The sequence below is a fragment of the Caballeronia sp. LZ029 genome (genome assembly GCF_031451275.1).
In the GTDB taxonomy this organism is placed as follows: domain Bacteria; phylum Pseudomonadota; class Gammaproteobacteria; order Burkholderiales; family Burkholderiaceae; genus Caballeronia; species Caballeronia jiangsuensis.
This window is the reverse complement of record NZ_JARUXO010000001.1, coordinates 2311418-2334669: the sequence shown is the minus strand read 5'-3', so window position 1 is coordinate 2334669 and position 23252 is coordinate 2311418. Positions and strand designations below refer to the sequence as shown.

Genomic DNA, 23252 nt, shown 5'->3' with positions numbered 1-23252 from the left:
AGTGACTGCCGCCCCGCACAGGGGCAGTGCCAATAGACCACCGCGAATTCAGGATTCCACGAAAAGAAAGCCAACGACATAAAAAGCAAATCACCGCCCGAGATAAGACTCAATAACGGCCTCGTCCCGTTTGACGTCATCCAGCGTCCCTTCAGCAAGAACACGCCCCTCGGCCATCACAGTAACCTTCCCCCGATCCCCCGCAAGCGCGGCAACAAACTCCATATCATGCTCGACGACCATCATCGAACACGATCCACGCAGCTTGTTGAGCAATTCGGCAAGTTCCATCGTCTCATGATCGGTCATGCCAGCCGCAGGCTCGTCGAGCAGCAAAAGTGCCGGTTGCTGCATCAGCAACATGCCGATTTCGAGCCGTTGCTTCTGTCCATGCGACAACTCGCCCGCGAGCCGCGTCGCCTGATGCTGCAATCGAATCAACTCCAGCGTTTCCTCGATGCGCGCCTGCGCCTGCCCGTCGAGCCGCGCCCGCAACGACGCAAACCAGCGCTTGTCGGTCTTCATCGCGAGTTCGAGGTTTTCCCACACGGGATGATTCTCGAACACAGTCGGCTTCTGAAACTTGCGGCCGATGCCCGTGCGCGCGATCACCGGCTCCGACATGCGCGTGAGGTCGAGCGTCTGCCCGAGAAACACCTTGCCGTCGTCGGGACGCGTCTTGCCGGTGATGACATCCATCATCGTCGTCTTGCCCGCGCCGTTCGGTCCGATCACGCAGCGCAGCTCGCCGACATCGATGGACAGCGTCAGCTTGTTCAACGCGCGAAAGCCGTCGAAGCTCACGGTCACGTCTTCGAGATAGAGAATCGTGCCGTGCGATACGTCGATCTCGCCGGGCGCGAGCACATGGCCCAGGCCGGAGATGACGTTGATGTTCTTGTGGTTCGATTCGAGCGAGTCCGGCGCGGGCGGAATCGGCGGAAGATCGACGATCAATGCATTGTGTGCGGTCATTCTGCGGAGTCTCCTGCGCTCTTTCTGCGGCGCGCGAGATCGACGAGACCCATGATGCCGTTCGGCAGAAGCAAGGGTACGAGCGTGAAGATGAGGCCGAGGAAGAACAGCCAGTATTCCGCGAAGTACGCCGTGAAAAAGCTCTTCGCGCCATTCACCGCGAATGCGCCGACGATCGGACCGATCAACGTGCCGCGTCCGCCGACCGCGACCCAGATCGCCATTTCGATCGAGTTCGCAGGCGACATCTCGCTCGGATTGATGATCCCGACCTGCGGCACATACAACGCGCCCGCGATGCCGCACAGCACGGCCGACACCGTCCAGATGAAAAGCTTGTACGCGAGCGGGCTGTAGCCGAGAAACATCAGACGCGCTTCGCCGTCGCGCACGCCGGTCACGACACGCCCGAGCTTCGACGTGACGATCCAGCGCGCCGCGAGAAACGCGAGCACGAGAATCGCGAACGTGATGAGGAAGAGCGCAGTGCGCGTACCCGGATGCGTGATCGGAAAGCCTGCGATGCGCTTGAAGTCCGTGAAGCCGTTATTGCCGCCGAAGCCCGTTTCATTGCGATAGAAGAGCAGCATCGCGGCGAAGGTCATCGCCTGCGTGATGATCGACAGATACACGCCCTTCACGCGCGAGCGGAACGTGAAGAAACCGAACACCCACGCGAGCACGCCGGGCACCAGCACGACGAGCAGCAGCGCATACCAGAGATGCTCCGTGCCTTCCCAGTACCACGGCAGCTTGTGCCAGTCGAGGAACACCATGAAATCGGGCAGGTCGCTCTGATACGTGCCCTCGCGGCCGATCGAGCGCATCAGGTACATGCCCATCGCGTAGCCGCCGAGCGCGAAGAAGAGCGCGTGGCCCAGGCTCAGGATGCCGCAATAGCCCCACACGAGATCGAGCGCGAGCGCGCCGATCGCATAGCACATGAGCTTGGCCGTAAGCGTCATCGCATAGGCGGACAAATGGAACGTGCTCGTCTCCGGCAGCACGAGCGCGCTTACCGGCACGAAGATGCCCATCGCGATGATGAGCGCGATCAGCGCGAGCCAGCCCTTGCGCGGCAGGAGCGAGGCGCGCGGCGGCAGGCCGAGCGCGAAGCCCGCGCGCGCGGCGCTCGGATCGGGTTGCGGCGCGACGTCGAGATTCGCGCCGATATTGGTCGAGGCGGTCATGGCTCAGGCCTCCGCGCTGCGGCCCTTCAGGGCGAACATGCCCTGCGGACGCTTCTGGATGAACAACACGATGAGCACGAGCACCGCGATCTTCGCGAGCACCGCACCCCAGAACGGCTCGACGGTCTTGCTCACGAGCCCGAGCCCGAAGCCGCCGATCACCGTGCCCGCAAGCTGGCCCACCCCGCCGAGCACCACCGCCATGAACGAATCGATGATGTAGCTCTGGCCGAGATCCGGCCCGACGTTGCCGATCTGCGAGAGCGCGCAGCCGCCGAGTCCCGCGATGCCCGCGCCGAACGCGAACGCATACGAATCGACGCGCGCGGTCTTCACGCCGACGCACGCGGCCATGCGGCGGTTCTGCGTCACCGCGCGCACGAAGAGGCCGAGACGCGTTTTGGTGAGCACGCCCCAGGCGATCGCCACGACTGCGAGCGAGAACGCGAGGATCGTCAGACGGTTGTACGGCAGGATCAGGTTCTGCATCACGGAGACGCCGCCGCTCATCCACGAGGGATTCGTCACCTGCACGTTCTGCGCGCCGAAGAGGGTGCGCGTCGCCTGAATCAGGATCAGGCTGACGCCGAAGGTCGTCAGCAGCGTTTCGAGCGGACGTCCGTAGAGATGTTTCAGCACGAGCCTTTCCAGCACGATGCCGACCAGCGCCGCCGCGACGAACGACGCGGGCACCGCGAACAGCGGATACCAGTTGAACGCGGCGGGCGCGTAATGCTGCACGAGGTTCTGCACGACATAAGTCGCATAGGCGCCGATCATCAGGAACTCGCCGTGCGCCATGTTGATGACGCCGATCAGGCCATAGGTGATCGCGAGGCCGAGCGCCGCGAGCAGCAGCACGCTGCCGAGCGAGAGGCCCGCGAAGATCGTGCCGAAGATCTCGCTGCGGCGCTGGATCGAATCGAGCGCGTACAGACCTTCTTGCGCGGCGTTGCGCACGCTCTCGTCGGGCTCGTTAAACGAGCCGTCCGCTTTCTTCGCGACGATCGGGCGCAGCAGCTCGTACATGTCGAGGTCGTGCCGCGCCGCGACGAGTTGCGCCGCTTCGAGACGCTTGCCGGCGTCGGGATCGTGAAGGGCGGTCATCGCCCAGAGCGTGTCGAGACGCTTCTTGAGTTCGGGATCTTTCTCGATGGCGCGGGCGCGGTCGATCAGCGGCTTCATCGAGGCGTCGGGGTTCTTCAGAAGCGCTGCGATCGCGTCGCGGCGTTTCGCGGTATCGGCGGAGGCGAGCTGAAGGCCCGACAACGCGCCGGCGACTTTCGTGCGCAGCGTGTTGGAGAGCGTGATCTGCTGCGCGTCGGGCGCTTCGACGGTCTTGCCGGTGAGCGGGTCCTTGTTGCCGTCGTCGGACTGGATATAGACGTGGCCGTTATCGGCCGCGACGAGCGAGCCATCGGACAGCGCGGTGAGCACGGCGACCGAAGGCGCATCCGCATTGGCGATGAGCTTGTCGATGGCGGCGGATTTGGCTTCGAAGTCGTCGCCGGCGAGCGGGGCGAGATCGTCGTTCGAGAGTGCATGGGCGCTGAACGGCGCGATCGCGATGAAGAGCGCGAGCAACACCCGCATGATTGAACCGGTCATGATGGCCTTTCTGATGAGACATGGACGGCCGCGCGAATCACGAACGAACGCGCGGCCTCACTGCTTCAAACCATCACTGCATCACGCGACCTGCACGCGCTGACGGCGCAGGAACGCGGGAATGGAGCTGACGATATCCGGCTTGCCCTGATTGCCCGCGATATACGGACTCCACGGCTGCGCGCGCACCGCGGTCTTCGTCTTCCACACGACGTTGAACTGCCCGTCGCCGCGAATTTCGCCGATCATCACGGGCTTGTGCAGATGGTGATTGCCGTCCATCGACAGCGTGAAACCCGAGGGCGCGGCGAAGGTCTGGCCGATCATCGCGGTGCGCACCTTGTCGACATCGGCGCTCTTCGCTTTTTCGACGGCCTGCTTCCACATGTGGATGCCGACGAAGGTGGCTTCCATCGGATCGTTCGTCACGCGCTTGTCGCCGCCCGGCAGGTTTTGCGCCTTCACGTACTCGAAGAATTCCTTTTCGAACTTCGAGTTGTTGGTGTTCTTCACCGACATGAAGTAGTTCCATGCGGCGAGATGGCCGACGAGCGGCTTGGTGTCGATGCCGCGCAACTCTTCTTCGCCGACCGAGAATGCGACGACGGGCACGTCGGTCGCTTTCAGGCCCTGGTTGCCGAGTTCCTTGTAGAACGGTACGTTCGAATCGCCGTTGATCGTAGAGATGACAGTTGTCTTTCCCCCTTGGGCAAATGTCTTGATGTTCGCGACGATGGTTTGATAGTCGCTATGTCCGAATGGTGTGTAGACCTCTTGAATGTCCGCATCCTTGACGCCCTTGGAATGTAGGAACGCGCGCAGGATCTTGTTGGTCGTGCGCGGATACACGTAGTCGGTGCCGAGCAGGAAGAAGCGCTTGGCGCTGCCGCCTTCCGGACCCATCAGATATTCGACGGCGGGGATCGCCTGCTGATTCGGCGCCGCGCCGGTATAGAACACGTTGCGCGACATCTCTTCGCCTTCGTACTGAACGGGATAGAAGAGCAGGCCGTTGAGTTCCTCGAAGACCGGCAGCACGGACTTGCGCGACACCGACGTCCAGCAGCCGAACACGACCGCGCACTTGTCTTGCGTGAGAAGCTGACGCGCTTTTTCGGCGAAGAGCGGCCAGTTCGAAGCCGGATCGACGACGACGGGTTGAAGCTGCCGGCCCATCACGCCGCCGTTCTTGTTGATATCGGCGATGGTCATGAGCGCCGTGTCTTTCAGCGACGTCTCGGAGATCGCCATCGTGCCCGACAGCGAATGCAGGATGCCGACCTTGATCGGACCCGTATCGGCGGCCTGAGCTTTCGTGATTGGAAGCTGACCCGCGAGGGCGAGCGCGCCCGACATGGAGCCGAACTTCAGCAGACTGCGTCGTTTCATGATGAGTGTTCCCCTTGCCGATGTGTTTGTTTGAGCAATGACGATTGCTCGGATCGTTCTGCAAGGGTTATGCCAATTGGGGCGGAATGCTTTTGGGGTAAGGGTTTGGTGCTTGTACGGCGGAGTTTTTACTGAGCGGGATACTCTGCTGGCGGCGGGGTTTTGGTGCACGTCGGGGCGTGCGTGCATCGTTGCGGTGCGGGTTCGCTTTGTTTTTGTTTGTTTGTTGCTGGGGTCCGTTGGCGTGTTGGTATGTTGGCACTGCCTCCCTGGGGCGGCAGCCCGTTTTTATTCACAGTGCCAACCATGTCTCCCTGCTATTGATCGGGACGTTCGATCGGTTCCCAATTCATCGGGTTTGCGGTCGTGATTTGTAAGCGAGGGCGAAGTTCTGGATGCGCTTGCGCCTGACTAAGAATTGCCATGCATCCGATAAGTCGCGCGTGCTCGTCCGTCACGGGTTCGCTGCATCGATCGGCGCGATCAGCAGGCAGGTTGAAAACGAATCCTGCGGCCGTTCGCTCTGCAATGGCTGATTGCACGGCGTCTCGACGAACCGTGCAGACTTGGAGTTGCTGCGAATCTTCATCGTAAAAAACAATCGTGGCTCGGCGGCGGTCTTTCATCTCAATATCCTCGGCATCGCTGGAAGTTTTCAAAAGCTCGTTGCTTACATAGTAGGTAAGTGCGTGAATCCTGAAACGTTGCTCGCGCGACTTGGCATTCTTCCATTTCGAAGTCGTATTGTGCGTAGCACTCGGCCTCTTCTGCCTCACCGACTCCACGCGCGGCCAATTCGGTCGCATTGTCACCCAATGAAGCCGGCTGATACTCGAATGGATGGGCGTCACCTATCCGTGATGACGTCGCGCGACTCTGCGGCACGCTGAATGTGCGGGGCTTCTGCCGGTCCTCTTGAATTGCCTTGACGCAGGCTCGCAAGTCCTCGTAGGTCGGCACAAAAGTCAACCTGCCGCGCTCCACCTCTTTACGGACGCTTTGAGCCATCCGCCGTTTCTCTCTCCATACCCAGTCTGGAAAAGACTCCGTGGACCGGCGAAGGGCGGAGCGTAGCTCATGATCTGAGCAGGTCAACAAGATCGTGTCAAAACTCTGAAGGAACGCCTCTCGAGCGGCGTGCATTGCCGAGGCGATGTCCGCAATCTCGTCGTGCGTGACTTCGAGCTCGTTCCGTGTGGTTCCAAAACAGTAATGACGGGAAGGGTCAAACATGTCTGGATGCTGCACGCTTAGATAAATCGGGTAGGTCAGGCTGTCGAAGAACTTGGGCGCGTACTTGCAGTGTTCGCTGTCGCTGCCGTAATACGGGCCAAGAAAAAACATGGGTCGTATTCCCTCTCCGCTGCCGTTAGATGGAGAGCATAAATACGCCAAACGAACGGGAATTCGCTAGTGAGTTATTCCGAAACTGGGATGTGCACAATGGAAGGGTCCGCGGCCGACCTGATTGACCGGTCGGCCGCGAAGCGGGACGGAGCCATTTGGTGCTGAACCAGTCAGTAAAGCGACGCGATGTGTCAGACCGTGCGCGAGCCAAGCCCGGTTGGTCCTTTGGGGGCGACACTTAGGCGAGGGCCACCGCGGGCTGGCAAGCATGGTCAACGTGCGTGTGACTGCGGGCGGTGAGAAGCTGCTTTCTTTGGTCACTTTCTTTGCAGCAGCAAAGAAAGTGACCCCCGCCCCGGGGAGGGGCAGTGCAAATAGACCACCGCGAAATCAGGATTCCACGAAAGCCCAGTAACACGAAGCCCCAACAAAAAACCCCTTAACGATTCACCATCCGCGCCGGCACGCTCAACGCGAGCAGGGCACCGAGCACGAGAAACCCTGCAAGCATATACATCCCGCTCGCGGTAGAAGCGGTCACCTGCTTGAGCCACCCGACGAGATAAGGACTCAGAAACCCGGCCAAGTTACCCAAAGAATTGATCATCGCAATCCCCGCCGCCGCGCCCGTACCGGCGAGAAACGCCGTCGGCAGACTCCAGAACAGCGGCAGCGTCGTGAGAATACCCATCGTCGCAAGCGTGAGGCCGATCATCGCGAGCGTCGTGTTCGACGACCACACCACCGACAGCACCAGCCCGATCGCACCGATAAACGCCGGAATCGCGATATGCCAGCGACGCTCGCCGGTCCGGTCCGCGCTGCGCGCCGCGTACAGCATGCCGATCACCGCCGCGCCATACGGAATCGCGGACAGCAGGCCGACCTGCAACGCATCGGAGACACCCATCGACTTGATGATCGTCGGCAGCCAGAAGCTCACGCCATAAAGACCCATCACGAACGAGAAGTAGATGAGGCTCATCAACCAGACCTTCGGGCTCGACAGAATCTTGCCAAGCGAATGATCTTCCTTCGCGACGTTATCCGCCACGATATTGCGCTCGAGCAGCTCGCGCTCTTCCTGCGTGAGCCACTTCGCTTTCGCGATGCGATCGTCGAGCAGCGCGAACACGAAGAAACCCACGATGATCGACGGAATGCCTTCGAGCAACAGCAGCCATTGCCAGCCGTGCCAGCCGTGCACGCCGTCGAAGGTCTTCATGATCCAGCCGCTGATCGGGCCGCCGATCAGACCCGACAACGCGATGGCCGTCATGAAGAGCGTCGTCATGCGCCCGCGCCTGCGCGCCGGAAACCAGTACGTCAGATAAAGAATGATGCCGGGGAAGAAGCCCGCTTCGGCCGCGCCGAGCAGAAAGCGCATCACGTAGAACATCGTCGGCGTGGTGATGAACATCGTGAGCGCCGAGATGATGCCCCACGAAATCATGATCCGCGCAATCCACACGCGCGCCCCCACGCGATGCAGGATCACGTTGCTCGGTATCTCGAAGATGAAGTAGCCGAAAAAGAAAATGCCCGCGCCGAAGCCGTACACGGCGTCCGAAAGTTGCAGGTCGGCGGCCATCTGCAGTTTCGCGAAGCCGACGTTCACGCGGTCCAGATACGCGACCACATAGCAGATCAGCAGAAGCGGCGAAAGCCGCCACGCGACCTTGCGATACGTCGCCTCCTCGAAGGCCGACGGCACGCCCGCGCCGGGGCGGGGCATGGGATTGGCGGTGCTGGCCATGATGCTTGTCTCCTCTAGTTTTTAGCGGTCCGCGTCGAGCGGATGGGCCCGCTCGCGATTACAGACGCGTAAGGATTCTAGCCCGTCGGCATTCACGCCAAGCGCTTGTTCTTGCTAGGGAAAGCACGGATGTTTGAGCGCACGCCGCACTCGTCGCGCGGCGTGCGCCCGGCATCGCTCAGACGCAGCGCCCGCCGTCCACTTCGAGCGCGACGCCGGTGATGAACTCGGCGTCGTCGGAGGCGAGGTAGAGCGCCGCGTTGGCGATGTCCTGCGGCGTCGAGAGTCGGCCGAGCGGAATCGTCGCGAGAAACTTGCGGCGATTCTCGGGCGTGTCTTCCATGCCCATGAACTCGGAGAGCAGGGCGGTTTCGCCCATCACCGGATTGATGCAGTTCACGCGGATGCGGTCCGGGCCCAGCTCGACCGCGAGCGCCTTGCTCGCAATGATGACCGCCGCCTTGCTGCCGTTGTACCAGACGAGTCCGGGACGCGGCCGCACGCCCGCCGTCGATGCGATATTGATGAACGCGCCGCCGCCCTGCTCGCGGAAGTACGGCACGAACTGCTCGACGCTCCAGTAGATGCTCTTCACGTTCACCGCGTACACGCGATCGAATTCGGCTTCGGTCACGTCGAGCACGGGTTTGTTGCGATGAGTCGTGCCCGCATTGTTGACGACGACCTGCACGCTGCCGAAGTCCTGAATGGCCGCATCGAAGAGCGTTTGCCAGTCGGCGCGTTTGGTGACGTCGCCCGCCACGGCGATCGCGCGCCCGTGCTTCACTTCCGCCGACGAAGCGAGCGCGATCTCGCTCGCCACGCGTTCGGCGGCCGGGCCGTTGAGATCGTTGACGACGACGTTCGCGCCCTCGCGCGCAAAGGTCTTCGCGATGCCTTCGCCGAATCCCGAACCGCCGCCCGTCACGATCACCGTCTTGCCTTGCAGTCGCATATCGTCTCCCGTTATCCGTGTTTGATGGCAATGGTCTTCAAAGTCGTGAAGCCGTACAGCGCCTCGAATCCTTTCTCGCGTCCGTGTCCGGAATGCTTCACGCCGCCGAACGGCAATTCGATGCCGCCGCCCGCGCCGTAGTTGTTGATGAACACCTGCCCCGAGCGCACCCGGCGCGCGAGGCGCATCTGCCGCGCGCCGTCGCGTGTCCAGATGCCGGCCACGAGGCCGTAGTCGGTGCCATTGGCGAGTTTCAGCGCTTCGGCTTCGTCGTCGAAGGGCATCGCGGCGAGCACCGGGCCGAACACTTCCTCGCGCGCGAGACGGTGCGTCGGCGGGACATCGCGCAGCAACGTGGGCGCCTGATAGAAGCCCGCTTCGGGCGCATCGCCGACGACTTCGCCGTGCGCGGCCATCGGGATGCCGTCGTGCTGGGCATCGGACAGGAAATCCCACACGCGCTGCTGCTGCTTCGCGCTGATGAGCGGGCCGCAGTCGAGATCGAGCTTGCTCGGGCCGACCTTCAGCGCCCCGAACGCCTGCGACAGCCTCTCGATAAGCGGCTCGTACGCCGCGCGCTCGATCAGCACGCGGCTGCCCGCCGAGCATGTCTGCCCCGCGTTCTGCACGATCGCGGCGACGAGCACGGGCAGCGCGGCGTCGAAGTCGGCATCGGCGAACACGATCTGCGGCGACTTGCCGCCCAGCTCCAGCGTCACGGGGACGTGGTTATCGGCGGCCATCTTGGTGACGGCCGCGCCCGTCGCGGGGGAGCCCGTGAACGAGATGTGATCGATGCCCGGATGCCGCGCGAGCGCCGCGCCCGCTTCGTGGCCGTAGCCGGTGACGATATTGAGCGCGCCGTCGGGCAGGCCCGCTTCCGCCGCCAGTTCCGCGATGCGCAACAGCGACAGGCACGCGTCCTCGGCAGGCTTCGCGACGCACGCATTGCCGGTCGCGAGCGCCGCGCCGACGCTGCGCCCGAAAATCTGCAGCGGATAGTTCCACGGCACGATATGGCCCGTCACGCCATGCGGCTCGCGGATCGTGAGCACGGTGTAGCCGGATTGATAGGGCAGCGTTTCGCCGTGCAGCTTGTCGGCGGCGCCCGCGTAGAACTCGAAGTAGCGCGCGATGCCGGCGGCGTCGGCGCGTGCCTGCTTCAGCGGCTTGCCGGTGTCGCGCGCCTCGATCTGCGCGATGTCCTCGTGGCACGCGGCGATCAGCATCGACAGGCGCGCGAGAATGCGTCCGCGCTCGACGGCGCTCATCGCGCCCCATTCGCCTTCGAACGCGGCGCGGGCGGCGGCGACCGCGCGGTCGATATCGGCCGACGTGCCGCGCGCGATCTGCGCGAAAATCTGCCCGTCCGATGGATCGACGACGGGAATCGTCTCGTTGCCCGATGGCGCGACCCATCGGTTATTGATGAAATGCTTCGCGTCTTCCATGCATGTCTCCTGAATACGGGTTTTTGTTGCCGGAATTCGATGCCGCTTCCGATTATCGCGCCAACGCCCGCCCCGCGCCGTGCGTGCAAAGGACGCGCAAACCGATTGGCTATAATGACGCAATCACGCATCTACACGCGCGAGGGCCGCGGCGGTTCGCGAATGACCGTCCGCCCGTGCGATTCCATCTCCGACCTCAACTTCTCCAGAGAGTGCTCATGAGCTTCAATAACGTACCTCCCGGCAAGGATCTCCCGCAGGATTTCAACGTCATCATCGAGATTCCCGCGCAGAGCGATCCGGTCAAATACGAAGCGGACAAGGACATGGGCCTGCTGGTCGTCGACCGCTTCATCGGCACCGGCATGCGCTATCCCGCCAACTACGGCTTCATTCCGCAGACGCTCTCCGGCGACGGCGACCCGGTCGACGTGCTCGTCATCACGCCGTTCCCGCTGCTGGCAGGCTCGGTCGTGCGCGCGCGTGCGCTCGGCATGCTGCAGATGACCGATGAATCCGGCGTGGACGCGAAGCTCGTCGCCGTGCCGCACGACAAGATCTGCCCGATGACGGCGAACATCAAGTCGATCGACGACGTGCCCGAATATCTGAAAGACCAGATCAAGCACTTCTTCGAGAACTACAAGTCGCTCGAAAAGGGCAAGTGGGTGAAGGTCGAGGGCTGGGCGGGCATCGATGCCGCGCACAAGGAAATCTCGGAAGGCGTCGCGAACTTCAAGAAGTAAGCGCGCTTTTTTGATGAAACGCCGCCGCGTTGCCGAAACGCGGCGGCGTTTTTTATTCTTCTTCGCTTGCCTCGATCCGGGGCAACAACGATTCGAGCGTCCGCTCTCCCGCGATCAACGCGCGCTTCTGCTGCGCGGTCAGTCGCTTCACGCGATATTCGGCGCGCAACGCCTCCGATCTCCCCGCCAGTTCGAACGACGCGAGCACGCGCAAAGGCTTTCTTGCGCGCGTATAGCGCGCGCCCTTGCCGCTCGCATGCGCGCAGAAGCGCGCTTCGACGTCCGTCGCGATGCCCGTGTAGAGGCTGCCGTCGGCGCATTCGATCAGATAGAGGAACCACGGCATCGCGTTTCGTCGGCGCTCGATGAAAGATTTGCCGCGCATTATCGCCGAAAGCACCGCGTCGGGGCGCTTTTGTCCGCTTCGGCGTGCCGCTGCGACTTGCGCGAGAATAGCCGCTTTCGGGCGCGGCTTTGCACGGCTTGCGCTCATCGATATTTCAGCGAGGTAGCCTGTTGAATCGCGAGGTCGAAATTCATGTGGTCGATGCGCTGGACGAAATCTCGGCCGACGACTGGAACCGGCTCGCCGGCGATAACCCGTTCGTGCGTCACGCGTTTCTCTCCGCGTTGCAGGAAACCGGTTGCGCCGTGAAGCGCACCGGCTGGCGCGCGCATCATCTGGTATTGAAGCGCGGCGGCGAGTTTGCCGGCGCGATGCCGCTCTATCTGAAGTCGCATTCGCGCGGCGAGTACGTGTTCGACCACGCATGGGCCGACGCCTTCGAGCGCCACGGTCTGCGCTACTACCCGAAGGCGCTGTCCGCCGTGCCGTTCTCGCCGGTGACGGGCCCGCGCCTCATCGCCGCGCATCACGAGGATCGCGTGTTGCTCGCGCGTGGGGCCATCGAACTGACGCGGCGTCTCGAACTCTCGTCGCTTCATGTGCTGTTTCCGCACGCGCAGGATGTCGCGGCGCTGACGGATGCAGGCTACATGCTGCGCGAAGGCGTGCAGTTCCACTGGGAAAACCTGCCCGGCGACGGCTACGAAAACTTCGACGCCTTTCTCGCGACGATGAGTCACGACAAGCGCAAGAAGGTGAAGCAGGACCGCCGGCGCGTGAAGGACGCGGGCGTGACGTACACGTGGATGCGCGGCAAGGAGATCGACGAAAGCGCGCTCGATTTCTTCTACGATTGCTACGACAACACGTATCGCGAGCACTGGAATGCGCCGTATCTTTCGCGCGAGTTCTTTGGCCGGATTCATGCGGATGCGCCCGACAGCATGCTGCTCGTGATCGCCGAAGCAGACGGCTCGCGGCTCGCGTGCGCGCTCAACATGATCGGCGGCGACACGATGTACGGCCGTTACTGGGGCACGCGCGAGTTCATCTCCGGGCTGCACTTCGAGACGTGCTACATGCAGGGCATCGCGTACTGCATCGAACACGGGCTCGCGCGTTTCGAGGGCGGCGCGCAGGGCGTGCACAAGATGTCGCGCGGTCTTTTGCCGACGCCGACATGGTCCGCGCACTGGATCGCCGATCAGCGCTTCGCGCACGCGATCGCCGAGTTTCTCGACGCCGAGACGCAGGCGATGGATCAGCATATCGAGGAACTCGAAGCGCATACGCCGTTCAGGAAGAAAACCTGATGCGATAATCGACGAGACCTTTCGTTGCAACACGCGCACGCACATCCATCCCGACCATGAGCAGAAACTTCTTCAACCTGTACAGCCACGACTTCGCGCGCGTCGCGGTCGGCGTTCCGTCCTGCAAAGTGGCCGATCCCGCGTTCAACGCGGCGCAGACGATCGAACTGGCGAAAGAAGCCGCCGCGCGCGGCGCGGTCCTCGTCGCGTTTCCCGAGTTGGGCATTTCCGCCTACACCTGCGACGATCTCTTCCATCAGCGCGCCTTGCTCGATGCCTGCGAAGACGCGCTGCAAAGCATTCTGGATGCGTCGAAGGGATTGAATATCGCGATGATCGTCGGCGCGCCGGTCAAGACGGAGCACAAGCTCTTCAACTGCGCGATCGTCATCGCCGACGGCTTCATTCGCGGCGTCGTGCCGAAGAGCTATCTGCCGAACTACGGCGAGTTTTACGAGGCGCGTCAGTTCAGCCCCGCCGATGCCGCCGCGACCAACACGCTCACGCTCTGCGGTCAGGATGTGCCGTTCGGCGCGTCGCTGCTGTTTCAGATCAGGGACCTGCCGCTCTTCAGATTCCACGTCGAGATTTGCGAGGACGTGTGGGTGCCGATTCCGCCGTCGTCGTTCGCGGCGCTCGCCGGCGCCACGGTGCTCGTGAATCTGTCGGCGTCGAATATCGTCGTGGGCAAGTCGGCGTATCGGCATCAGCTCGTCGGGCAGCAGTCCGCGCGATGCGTCGCGGCGTATCTGTACACGTCGGCGGGCAATGGCGAATCGTCCACCGATCTCGCCTGGGACGGGCAGGGCCTCATCTACGAAAACGGCGAGATGCTCGCGGAGTCCGAGCGTTTCTCGGACCGGTCGCATCTGATCTTCGCCGATGTCGATCTCGAACGGCTCTCGCGCGAGCGCATGCGGCAAACCACCTTCGGACGATCGACGCACCGGCACGCGAGCGAAGTGGAACAGTTCGATGTCGTCGAATTTCCGCTGACGGTTCCCATCGACGGGAAGCTGCCGCTCGAACGCCGCGTCGCGCGCTTTCCCTACGTGCCCGCCGACGCCGCGCGCCGCGACGAACGATGCAACGAGGTCTACAACATTCAGGTGCAGGCGCTGTTGCAGCGGCTGCAATCGTCGGGGATGTCGAAGGTCGTCATCGGCATTTCGGGCGGGCTCGACTCGACCCATGCGCTGCTCGTGTGCGCGAAAGCGATGGACCGTCTCGGACTGCCGCGCTCGAACATCCTCGCCTACACGATGCCGGGTTTCGCGACCAGCGATCGCACGCTGCGCCAGGCGCGCGAGCTGATGGAAGTCGTCGGCTGCACGGCAAGCGAGATCGACATCCGGCCGAGCTGCATGCAGATGCTGACGGACATCGGCCATCCGCACGGTTCGGGTGCCGAGCAGTACGACATCACATACGAGAACGTTCAGGCCGGCGAGCGCACGAGCCACCTGTTCCGGCTTGCGAACCTCAACAACGCGATCGTCATCGGCACGGGCGATCTGAGCGAGCTCGCACTTGGTTGGTGCACCTACGGAGTGGGCGATCACATGTCCCACTACAACGTCAACGCGAGCGTGCCGAAGACGCTGATCACGCATCTGGTGCGCTGGGTCGCGGAGTCGGGGCAGATCGGCGGCACCGGAACCGATGTGCTCGAAAACGTGCTGAGCACCGACATCAGTCCGGAACTCATTCCCGGCAAGACGAGCGGCGTGGTCGAGCAGAAGACGGAGAGTGTCATCGGTCCGTACGAACTGCAGGACTTCAATCTCTACTACACGCTGCGCTTCGGCTTTGCACCAACGAAGGTCGCGTTTCTCGCGCTGCATGCATGGCGCGATCGCGATGCGGGTGCGTGGCCCGAAGGCCCGACAGTCGCGCGCAATCAATACGACCTCGGCGAGATCCGCAAGAATCTGCGGATCTTTCTGGATCGATTCTTCCGCACGAGCCAGTTCAAGCGCTCATGCATACCGAACGCGCCGAAGGTCGGCTCGGGCGGCTCGCTTTCGCCGCGCGGCGACTGGCGCGCGCCGAGCGACGGGCAGGCGACGGTGTGGCTCAAGGACCTCGAACGCGTCCCCGAGAAAGAGTGATATCGCGCGTTACCGGACACCTCGCGATTTTCCGGACCGCTCGCGCGATGAAACGCGGCTAGAATCGAAAACATCTGCCCCACGCGGGGCACGACGTTTTTTCGAACCCCTTGAATCGATCTTTACGCGAGGCACGCCATGAAACGTATCACCGCCATCATCAAACCGTTCAAGCTCGACGAAGTCCGCGAAGCGCTCGCCGAAGTGGGCCTCACGGGTCTCACGGTCACGGAAGTGAAGGGCTTTGGCCGCCAGAAGGGGCATACCGAGCTTTATCGTGGTGCAGAGTATGTCGTCGACTTCCTGCCGAAGGTGAAGATCGAAGTCGTCGTCGCGAACGATCAAACCGATCAGGTCATCGATGCGATCATCGGCGCCGCGCGCACCGGCAAGATCGGCGACGGCAAGATCTTCGTCGCCGATGTCGAGCGCGTGATCCGTATCCGCACCGGCGAGGAAAACGAAGCGGCGGTCTGAGCGCCGCGTTTTTCGTTTTCGCCGATCCGGCCCGCCGTTCGCGCGGGCCTTTTTCCTTCGTCCTTCGATTCGCGCATGCACCAGCGCGATGCCCGTTTTTTTCGCGCGCATTCATCGGCCGACCTCGGATTGCCCCGTCCGTGCGGTAACATCGAATTCCGGTTATTTCTTTGTAAGGAATCGTTTGATGCATCACGCGATCGGCTTCATTCAGGATCTTGCGGTAATCATGGCCATCGCGGGCGTCGTGACGGTGCTGTTCCATCGTCTGCGGCAGCCGGTCGTGCTGGGCTATATCGCCGCGGGCGTGATCATCGGGCCGTACACGCCGCCGTTCAATCTCATTCACGACGAAGCGACGATCCAGACGCTCGGCGAACTGGGCGTCGTATTCCTGATGTTCTCGCTCGGGCTCGAATTCAGCCTGCGCAAACTCTTCAAGGTCGGCGCGACGGCTATCGTCGCGGCGTTGTCGGAAATCGTGCTGATGATCTGGGTCGGCTACGAGATCGGGCGATGGTTCGGCTGGAACGCGATGGATTCGCTCTTTCTCGGCGCGATGCTCGCGATCTCGTCGACGACGATCATCGTGAAGGCGCTCTCCGAGCTCGGCATGAAGGGCGAGAACTTCGCGCAGATCGTGTTCGGCATTCTGATCGTCGAGGATATTCTCGCGATCGCGATGCTCGTGCTGCTCTCCGGCATCGCGCAGACGGGTTCGGTGAGCGCGGGCGTCGCGGCCGTCACGCTCGGCAAGCTGCTGCTCTTCATGACGGTTTCGCTCGTCGTCGGCATTCTGACGGTGCCGCGCGCGCTCAATTACGTGGCGCGCGCAAAGAGCGACGAGATGCTGCTCGTCACCGTGCTCGGCTTCTGCTTCGGCTTCTGTCTGCTCGTCGTGAAGCTTGATTATTCGATCGCGCTCGGCGCGTTCCTGATCGGCGCGATCATGGCGGAGTCGAAGCATCTCGCTCGCATCGAGCATCTGATCGCGCCCGTGCGCGACATGTTCTCCGCGATCTTCTTCGTGACCATCGGGCTCTTGCTGAATCCGGCCGTGCTCGTCGATTACGCGTGGCCGATCGCCGTCATCACCTTTGCCGTCGTGCTCGGCAAGATCGTCTCGTGCGGGCTCGGCACGTTCCTCGCGGGCAAGGACGGGCGCACGTCGATGCGCGTCGGCATGAGCGTCTCGCAGATCGGCGAGTTCTCGTTCATCATCGCGTCGCTCGGGCTGTCGCTCAAGGTCACGAGCAGCTTTCTCTATCCGATCGCGGTGGCCGTGTCCGCGCTCACGACGCTCTTCACGCCGTATCTGATCCGCGCCGCCGATCCGCTCACGATGCGCCTCGCCCGCGCTATGCCCGCGCCGCTCGCGCATACCTTCGGCCTCTACTCGCAATGGCTCGCGAGCCTCACGCCCGTCTCCGGCGGTCCGACGCTCTTCTCGATGACCCGGCGCATCGTCGTGCAGATCGCGGTGAATCTCGCGCTCGTCGCGGCGATCTTCCTCGGCGCGTCGTATTCGGCGCCGTTCGCGTCGAGTTATCTGGCGCGCTGGCTCGACACCGACAACGCGCAGCGCGTCGTGCTGTGGAGCGCGGCGCTCGTGGTCGCGCTGCCGTTTCTGGTCGCGGTGTATCGCAAGCTCGAATCGCTCGCGCTGCTGCTCGCCGAAGTGAGCGTGCAGCCCGCGAAAGCGGGGCGCTTCACGCGCGCGATCCGCTCGGCGATCTCCGGGCTGATTCCGATCGTCGCGATGTTCGGCGTCTTTCTGCTCGTCGCGGCGCTCTCGGGCGCCATCCTGCCGCCGTTCGGCCTGATGGTTGGCGTGCTGCTGTGCGCGGCGCTCCTGCTGACCGTGCTGTGGCGCTGGTGCGTGAAAATCCACGCGACGATGCAGATCGCCTTGCGCGAGACGTTCGAGGAACCGCGCGATCATTAAGGCTTGCTTCACGGGATAGCCCTGACAGCGGCTCATCGCGGGTTCCCGCGATAATGTGAGCCTATGTGACCAAATGTGTGCTTGTTTGCCCCGTGCTGGTCTGAGGCGGATAATTGGAATTTGTGCATTCTCCTAACGGCGTTCAAGCGCCTGAATCCGGAATGAGCGATAACAAAACGTCCAACGACGCAAGCAGCACCGACGCGCGCCGCACTGGCGCCGACTCTCAAGCCGCGCCGCGAAGCGCGAATCCCACGGCGCCGCCCGAAGCGGCGGCAGCGGCCGCCGCGCCCGGCCCGCACGCGAGCGCGACCGAGCGGGCATCGACGGATGCGCCTTCGAGCGCATCGAACGTCGAACCGGTGGATCCAGCGCAGGCCCGGCGCGACGAAGCCCAGCAGGAGTCCCGTGAAGGGCGTGCAGCGGCGGCGAGCGCGACCGCGGCGCAGGAAGCCGCGGTGCGCGAACAGCAGCGCGCATCCGGCAAACCCAGAGCGAGTCTCGCCGAGAATCTCGAAGCCGCGACCGAAGCGGAAGCCGCGAGCACGGCCAGCGCGCAATCCGCCTCATCCGATTCCCCGAGTGGCCGCGCGAACGTCCTGCCGCCCGAATTTACGCAGGCGCCGGACTTCGGCAAGCTCAATCCGCCGCCGCTGCCCTTGCCCGAACAGGCGGCAGCGCCGGCACAGCCCGCTTATCTCAAGCACTCGGACTCTGCGTGGTCGGTGTTCGGCCGGATCGTCGCGGCGCGTGCGCGGCAGATTTTCGATCGCGCGGGTCAGCGCATCACGCAGCGCACGTTGCGCATCGGCGTGTCGGCGCGCATCTTTCATCCCGAGCCGGGCGCGAAAGGACTGCGCGGCAAGACGCTGCAATATCTCGAAGAATCGATCGCGCATTGGGTCATGTCGCGCGATGTGCTCGTGTTCATGATCCCGACGGTCGGCCACCAGGGCATGCTGCATCCGAGCAACATCCGTTTGCGCGACTATGCGAAGCATCTCGACGGCCTCTTGCTGCAAGGCGGCGCCGACGTCTCTCCGCAGTCCTACGAGGAAGCGACGACGCGTCCCGAATGGCCGGGCGACCGCGTGCGCGACATGTACGAACTGGAACTGCTGCACGAGTTCGTCGAGTCGGGCAAGCCCGTGCTCGGCGTGTGCCGCGGCTGTCAGCTCATTAACGTGGCGTTCGGCGGCACGCTGTACGGCGATATCGCGACCGATGTGCCGACGGCCGGCCTTCACGTCAGCGAGCATTACGACCAGCATCGCCATTCGATCCGCTTCCCCGATGGTTCGACGCTCGTCAACATGTTCCCGAACCAGCGTGAGGCGATCGTCAACTCGATCCACCATCAGGCGGTGAAATCGATCGGGCGCGATCTGAACATCGAAGCGGTGTCGGCTTCGGACGGGATCATCGAGGCGGTGCGCTACCGGAAGGCGCCGTTCGTCGTCGGCGTGCAGTGGCACCCGGAGTTTCACCGGGCGGGCGGCGCGGAATTGCTCGATTGCACGCCCTTGCTCGATACGTTCCTGCGCGTCGCGCGAGAAACGCGCTTCTGAGTCGAAGCGCTTTCGCACCTCGCAAAGCAAAAGGCCCGCTCGATTCGAGCGGGCCTTTTTCGTTTTCAGCGCGATGGCGTCACGCTCACCGGCGCGAGTCCCGCTTCCGTCTGCTTCTGAAGCTGTTCGACCTGCAACTGCAGCGCGCGCAGCTTGCGTTCGGCGTCCAGCTTATCCGTTTGCAGTACGGCGGATTCGGCCTGCAATTGCTGCTGACGCTGCGACACTTGCGAATCCTGCTGCTGCGCGAGCTGGAGGTCGGCGGTGAGACGGTTGGCCCGATCGGCCGATTTCGCGATCACGCGATCGAGCAGCGCCTTCTGCGCCTGCAATTGCGTGCGGCGGATTTCGCCATCAGCGAGTTCGAAGCTCTTGCGCGAGAACTGCGCGTAGATCGATTCGGCGCGGACCGTGTCCTGCGTCTTGACGACGCGCCACCAGCGCGCGTCCTGCGAGAGCGCGACGTAGTACACCATCTCTTGCGCGAGGAAGAAGAGCTTGGCGCCGTAGCTGCCGTTGCGCGTGGCGCGCAATTCTGTGAGGCTTCCGGCCTGCACGAGGTTCTGCAACTCGGCGATATTGCCTTCGACGCGCGGCGCGTTCGAATCGGCGTTCAGATCGGACAGGTCCACGAGCGCGGGCTGTGCGGGTTCGTTTGCCGCGGCCATAGGCTGAACCGCTTTCGCGGCGACTTTCGGGGTCGCGGGCGCGGCGAACGTGCTCGTGAACGGCGCGAGCAGGCCGCAGAGTGACAGGGCGAGCGTGAGCGTCGCGTAACGGAGAGAGCTGAGTTGCGTCATGTTGGCCTCGTGGCCGGAATGGTTGATCGGGCTGGCGGTGTGTATTGCGCGGGTCAGCGCGCGCCATTGACAGCGCCTCGGCCGGACGAGGCCGCGTTGCTGTCGAGGGTCGGTGAATGCTGGAGCATCGAGGAGAGCGTGGCCGGGTCCATCGACAAGGACGCCTTCGATGAGGGTCTGCTTTCGATTTTTTCAGCCGATGCCTCGCGCACGCGCCGCGGCGGCGCCGGCTTCACGACGCGCTCGCTGGTTGCTTGAGCGACATGTACGGCGCGCTTCGTGTGGGGCGTCAGCACGGCTTTTACCCGGGCGATGTGCTTGCGGTCTTCCGCTGGCGCGACGACATGCACAGGTGCCTCTTCCGGCGCAGGCGCGGTATACGCAGCTTCGGTTTTGGTCGCGGCCGAATCGACGGTCTCAAAGGTGTGGCTGTCCGCGCTCGGCGGCGCGGCGACTGCCGACGGCATCGGCGTTTCCGATTCCTGCCCGACACGCGCTGCCTGCTCCGGCTGCGCGCGAGTCACGGTTTCTTCGGCCGGCGTGGGGGGCGTGACGCTGCGCGAGACCGGTGGATGAGCGAACAGCATCCATATGATGAGCACGCCGCAAGCAGCCGCGATGGCGCCGACGACCAGCTTGCCGAAGCCATGTCCGCGAGCGTGCGCCGGTGCGTTGACTGTCAGATGAACGGGTTCGGCGCGGGTTTCGTCGGCATCGTCCTGAGCGTTCGAGCCTTGCGTCAGGCGCAGCATCGCGCGCGGTATCTCTTCCTTCGCGAAGATGCCCCACAGGCTCGTCGCGCGATAAGGCGAGTGGATGTCGGACAGGCTGAGAGCCGGCACATAGGCCGTGACGAAGCGCGCCGCGAAAAGCGCGAATTCCGACGGCGATTGAACGGGGCGCGGGCGCGCAGGCGACCACTCGAATCCGAAGTTCAAGGACGGCTCCGTCAGCGCGCGCAGCGTCGGCAGACGCAGATTGCCTTCCACTAAGATCAAGGGTTCGGACATGAAGATTCCACATGCATGCGCCCGGGTGCGGGCAAACGAGACGGCCCGCACGGACCATCGTGGCGCATTGAGATTGCGCCGCGGGTTCGGCGCGAGATAGCCAGAATTTCGACCCGCGATCATACGAAACCGTTATGTGCCCGACGACCAGAAGATTCCTATTGTCTATTTTTGACAGGAATGCTTATTGACCGACTTGATCTTCTTGTGCTCAGTCGAGCGGAAACACGTAGCGCAATGAGAAGACGTCGATGCCGCCCACGTGGTCCGCTTCGCGTTCGGCGCACGTCCAGCCACGCGATTCGTAGAAGCCGATTGCCGCGGCGTTCTGTTCGAGCACGGAGAGATACAGTTGCCGCGCGCCGCGCGAGCGGGCCCAGCGCGCGGCTTCGTCGAGCATCACGGTGCCCGTGCCGAGACCGCGATGACCCGGCATCGCGTGCAGATTGTCGACGAGCACGCTGCCGGTCTCGTCCGGTTCGACGAGACAAATGAAGCCGACCGGTTTCCCTTCGTGTTCCGCGATGAACACGCTCGCCGCGCCCGCCGCGACATCCTTCATGCGCGCATTCCAGTGAGCGACGCGCTCGCCTTGCAGATCGCGATCGAGATACGCGTCCGGCAGGATGCCGCGATACGCCGACGCCCAGTTTCGCGTATGCATCGATGCGATGAGCGCGGTGTCGTCCACGGTCGCCGCGCGCAACGTGATTTTCGAATTCATGTTTGCTCGTATGTCAGCTTGAAGTTAGGTGAATGTAACCGTATTTTAATGTTGTTTGGCGTGATGTTGAGCGAAGTTGTGTGCAGTCATGGGCGGTGCGGCGTTAAGATTGAGGATGTCGCGTTTACAAAAAACGAAAGAGACCCCGCTTCAGTCGTCGTGCTGATCGCGCAGAACTGAAGTGCGCCCATAGCTCCCCGAGAAAGTCATGTCCACGACCCACATCGCACCCGCCAACGAATCCAAGTTCAAGTCGGTATTTCGCGTCGTCAGCGGAAACTTCCTTGAAATGTACGACTTCATGGTCTACGGCTATTACGCGTCCGCGATCGCCAAGACCTATTTTCCGAGCGGCGACGAGTTCGCGTCGCTGATGCTCGCGCTGTCCGTCTTCGGCGCGGGCTTCCTGATGCGGCCGGTCGGCGCCATCGTGCTCGGCGCTTACATCGACCATCACGGGCGGCGCAAGGGCCTGATCCTCACGCTCGGGCTGATGGCGGTCGGCACCGCGTGCGTCGCGCTGGTGCCGGGCTACGCGACCATCGGTGCTCTCGCGCCGATCATCGTGCTGGGCGGACGGCTGCTGCAAGGCTTCTCGGCCGGCGTGGAACTGGGCGGCGTGTCGGTGTATCTGTCCGAGATCGCGACCAAGGGCAACAAGGGCTTTTATTGTTCCTGGCAGTCCGGCAGCCAGCAAGTCGCCGTCGTGTTCGCGGCGCTGATCGGCGTGATCATGAACCGCCTCCTGCCGCCCGAGCAGATGACCGCCTGGGGCTGGCGCGTGCCGTTCCTGATCGGCTGCCTGATCGTGCCGTTCCTCTTCATCATCCGCCGCTCGCTGCGTGAAACCGACGAATTTCTCGCGAGGAAGCATCGGCCGAGCATGGGCGAGATCGCGCGCTCGATCGCGCAGAACTGGGGCATCGTGATCGCCGGGATGGGCATGGTCATCATGACGACCGTGTCGTTCTACATGATCACCGCGTACACGCCGACCTTCGGCAAGGAAGTGCTGAAGCTCTCCGCCACCGATGCGCTCGTCGTCACGGTGTGTGTCGGCCTCTCGAATCTGATCTGGTTGCCGCTGATGGGCGCGGTGTCGGATCGTGTGGGGCGCCGTCCGGTGCTGCTCGTGTTCACGATCCTCACCATTCTGACGTCGTATCCGGTGGTGCAATGGCTGGTCGCGGACCCGTCGTTCGCGCGCCTCTTGATGTGCGAGCTGTGGCTTTCGTTCCTGTACGGCAGCTACAACGGCGCGATGGTGGTCGCGCTGACCGAAGTGATGCCCGTCGATGTACGCACGACCGGCTTCTCGATGGCCTATAGCCTCGCCACGACCATCGGCGGCTTCACCCCGGCGATCTCGACGTATCTGATCCACGCAACCGGCAACAAGGCCGCGCCCGGCCTGTGGATGGGCCTGGCCGCGATCTGCGGGTTGATCGCGACGCTCGTGCTGTATCGCTCGCCCGAGGCGCGCAATCAGTACAAGACGGCCTGACGTAAGCGAGAGGTCGAAAAAAATCCCCGTTTCGACG

At 63.1% G+C, this 23252-nt stretch carries 20 protein-coding genes; 7 read left to right on the top strand and 13 right to left on the bottom strand.

Going from position 1 to position 23252, the window contains the following annotated elements; translation table 11 throughout:
- Positions 1 to 90: 90 nt before the first annotated feature.
- The 9 genes from urtD to QCE73_RS11025 all read right to left on the bottom strand — a co-directional run bounded on the left by urtD (position 91) and on the right by QCE73_RS11025 (position 10671).
- Complete coding sequence (gene urtD / locus QCE73_RS11065) at positions 91 to 975, bottom strand: urea ABC transporter ATP-binding protein UrtD (RefSeq protein WP_035503145.1); 885 nt, start codon at positions 973 to 975, stop codon at positions 91 to 93.
- Positions 972 to 2165 carry an urea ABC transporter permease subunit UrtC gene (gene urtC, locus QCE73_RS11060; RefSeq protein WP_238212578.1) on the bottom strand — a complete coding sequence of 398 codons (1194 nt, stop codon included), beginning with the start codon at positions 2163 to 2165 and terminating at the stop codon, positions 972 to 974. The genes urtD and urtC overlap by 4 nt, the downstream gene beginning before the upstream one ends.
- A gap of 3 nt (positions 2166 to 2168) precedes the next feature.
- A complete protein-coding gene (urtB, locus tag QCE73_RS11055) occupies positions 2169 to 3773 on the bottom strand; it encodes an urea ABC transporter permease subunit UrtB (protein ID WP_309881201.1) in 1605 nt (534 codons plus the stop codon).
- Between the two features lie 81 nt (positions 3774 to 3854).
- The gene (gene urtA / locus QCE73_RS11050) at positions 3855 to 5162 is read right to left on the bottom strand and encodes an urea ABC transporter substrate-binding protein (protein WP_309881200.1); all 1308 of its coding nucleotides are present in this window, start codon (positions 5160 to 5162) and stop codon (positions 3855 to 3857) included.
- A gap of 317 nt (positions 5163 to 5479) precedes the next feature.
- The gene (locus tag QCE73_RS11045; protein WP_309881199.1) at positions 5480 to 5788 is read right to left on the bottom strand and encodes a hypothetical protein; all 309 of its coding nucleotides are present in this window, start codon (positions 5786 to 5788) and stop codon (positions 5480 to 5482) included.
- A gap of 1 nt (position 5789) precedes the next feature.
- A complete protein-coding gene (locus tag QCE73_RS11040) occupies positions 5790 to 6506 on the bottom strand; it encodes a hypothetical protein (protein WP_309881197.1) in 717 nt (238 codons plus the stop codon).
- 442 nt (positions 6507 to 6948) lie between these two features.
- The gene (locus tag QCE73_RS11035; RefSeq protein WP_035503152.1) at positions 6949 to 8265 is read right to left on the bottom strand and encodes an MFS transporter; all 1317 of its coding nucleotides are present in this window, start codon (positions 8263 to 8265) and stop codon (positions 6949 to 6951) included.
- Between the two features lie 178 nt (positions 8266 to 8443).
- Positions 8444 to 9220, bottom strand: coding sequence for an SDR family oxidoreductase (locus QCE73_RS11030; RefSeq protein ID WP_035503154.1), 777 nt, complete (start codon positions 9218 to 9220; stop codon positions 8444 to 8446).
- Between the two features lie 11 nt (positions 9221 to 9231).
- Positions 9232 to 10671, bottom strand: coding sequence for an aldehyde dehydrogenase family protein (locus QCE73_RS11025; RefSeq protein WP_309881195.1), 1440 nt, complete (start codon positions 10669 to 10671; stop codon positions 9232 to 9234).
- A gap of 218 nt (positions 10672 to 10889) precedes the next feature.
- Between QCE73_RS11025 and ppa the strand changes: the two genes are divergently transcribed.
- The gene (gene ppa, locus QCE73_RS11020; protein WP_035503159.1) at positions 10890 to 11417 is read left to right on the top strand and encodes an inorganic diphosphatase; all 528 of its coding nucleotides are present in this window, start codon (positions 10890 to 10892) and stop codon (positions 11415 to 11417) included.
- A gap of 52 nt (positions 11418 to 11469) precedes the next feature.
- On the opposite strand, the gene QCE73_RS11015 is transcribed toward ppa, so the two are convergent.
- Positions 11470 to 11763 (bottom strand): GIY-YIG nuclease family protein, encoded by a 294-nt coding sequence (locus QCE73_RS11015; RefSeq protein ID WP_035503311.1) that lies wholly within the window; start codon positions 11761 to 11763, stop codon positions 11470 to 11472.
- A 170-nt stretch (positions 11764 to 11933) separates the two neighbouring features.
- On the opposite strand from QCE73_RS11015, the gene QCE73_RS11010 reads away from it, so the two are divergent.
- The 5 genes from QCE73_RS11010 (at position 11934) to QCE73_RS10990 (ending at position 19177) form a co-directional block, all read left to right on the top strand.
- On the top strand, positions 11934 to 13076 hold the full coding sequence (locus tag QCE73_RS11010; protein WP_309881194.1) for a GNAT family N-acetyltransferase: 1143 nt from the start codon (positions 11934 to 11936) through the stop codon (positions 13074 to 13076).
- Between the two features lie 56 nt (positions 13077 to 13132).
- The gene (locus QCE73_RS11005; protein ID WP_309881192.1) at positions 13133 to 15187 is read left to right on the top strand and encodes an NAD(+) synthase; all 2055 of its coding nucleotides are present in this window, start codon (positions 13133 to 13135) and stop codon (positions 15185 to 15187) included.
- 138 nt (positions 15188 to 15325) lie between these two features.
- A complete protein-coding gene (gene glnK / locus QCE73_RS11000; RefSeq protein ID WP_008342452.1) occupies positions 15326 to 15664 on the top strand; it encodes a P-II family nitrogen regulator in 339 nt (112 codons plus the stop codon).
- Positions 15665 to 15851: 187 nt separating this feature from the next.
- Positions 15852 to 17609 (top strand): cation:proton antiporter, encoded by a 1758-nt coding sequence (locus tag QCE73_RS10995; RefSeq protein WP_035503166.1) that lies wholly within the window; start codon positions 15852 to 15854, stop codon positions 17607 to 17609.
- A gap of 161 nt (positions 17610 to 17770) precedes the next feature.
- Positions 17771 to 19177, top strand: coding sequence for a type 1 glutamine amidotransferase (locus QCE73_RS10990; protein ID WP_309881191.1), 1407 nt, complete (start codon positions 17771 to 17773; stop codon positions 19175 to 19177).
- A 65-nt stretch (positions 19178 to 19242) separates the two neighbouring features.
- On the opposite strand, the gene QCE73_RS10985 is transcribed toward QCE73_RS10990, so the two are convergent.
- From QCE73_RS10985 to QCE73_RS10975, 3 genes are all read right to left on the bottom strand, one after another.
- Positions 19243 to 19977 (bottom strand): DUF2968 domain-containing protein, encoded by a 735-nt coding sequence (locus QCE73_RS10985; RefSeq protein ID WP_309881190.1) that lies wholly within the window; start codon positions 19975 to 19977, stop codon positions 19243 to 19245.
- 53 nt (positions 19978 to 20030) lie between these two features.
- Entirely contained in the window at positions 20031 to 20987 is a 957-nt protein-coding gene (locus tag QCE73_RS10980) for a hypothetical protein (RefSeq protein ID WP_309881189.1), read from the bottom strand.
- Positions 20988 to 21198: 211 nt separating this feature from the next.
- Positions 21199 to 21711, bottom strand: a complete 513-nt coding sequence (locus QCE73_RS10975) for a GNAT family N-acetyltransferase (RefSeq protein ID WP_309881188.1) — start codon at positions 21709 to 21711, stop codon at positions 21199 to 21201.
- Between the two features lie 208 nt (positions 21712 to 21919).
- Here QCE73_RS10975 and QCE73_RS10970 point away from each other — a divergent pair, with 208 nt between their 5' ends.
- Positions 21920 to 23215, top strand: a complete 1296-nt coding sequence (locus QCE73_RS10970; RefSeq protein WP_035503173.1) for an MFS transporter — start codon at positions 21920 to 21922, stop codon at positions 23213 to 23215.
- Positions 23216 to 23252: the final 37 nt, after the last annotated feature.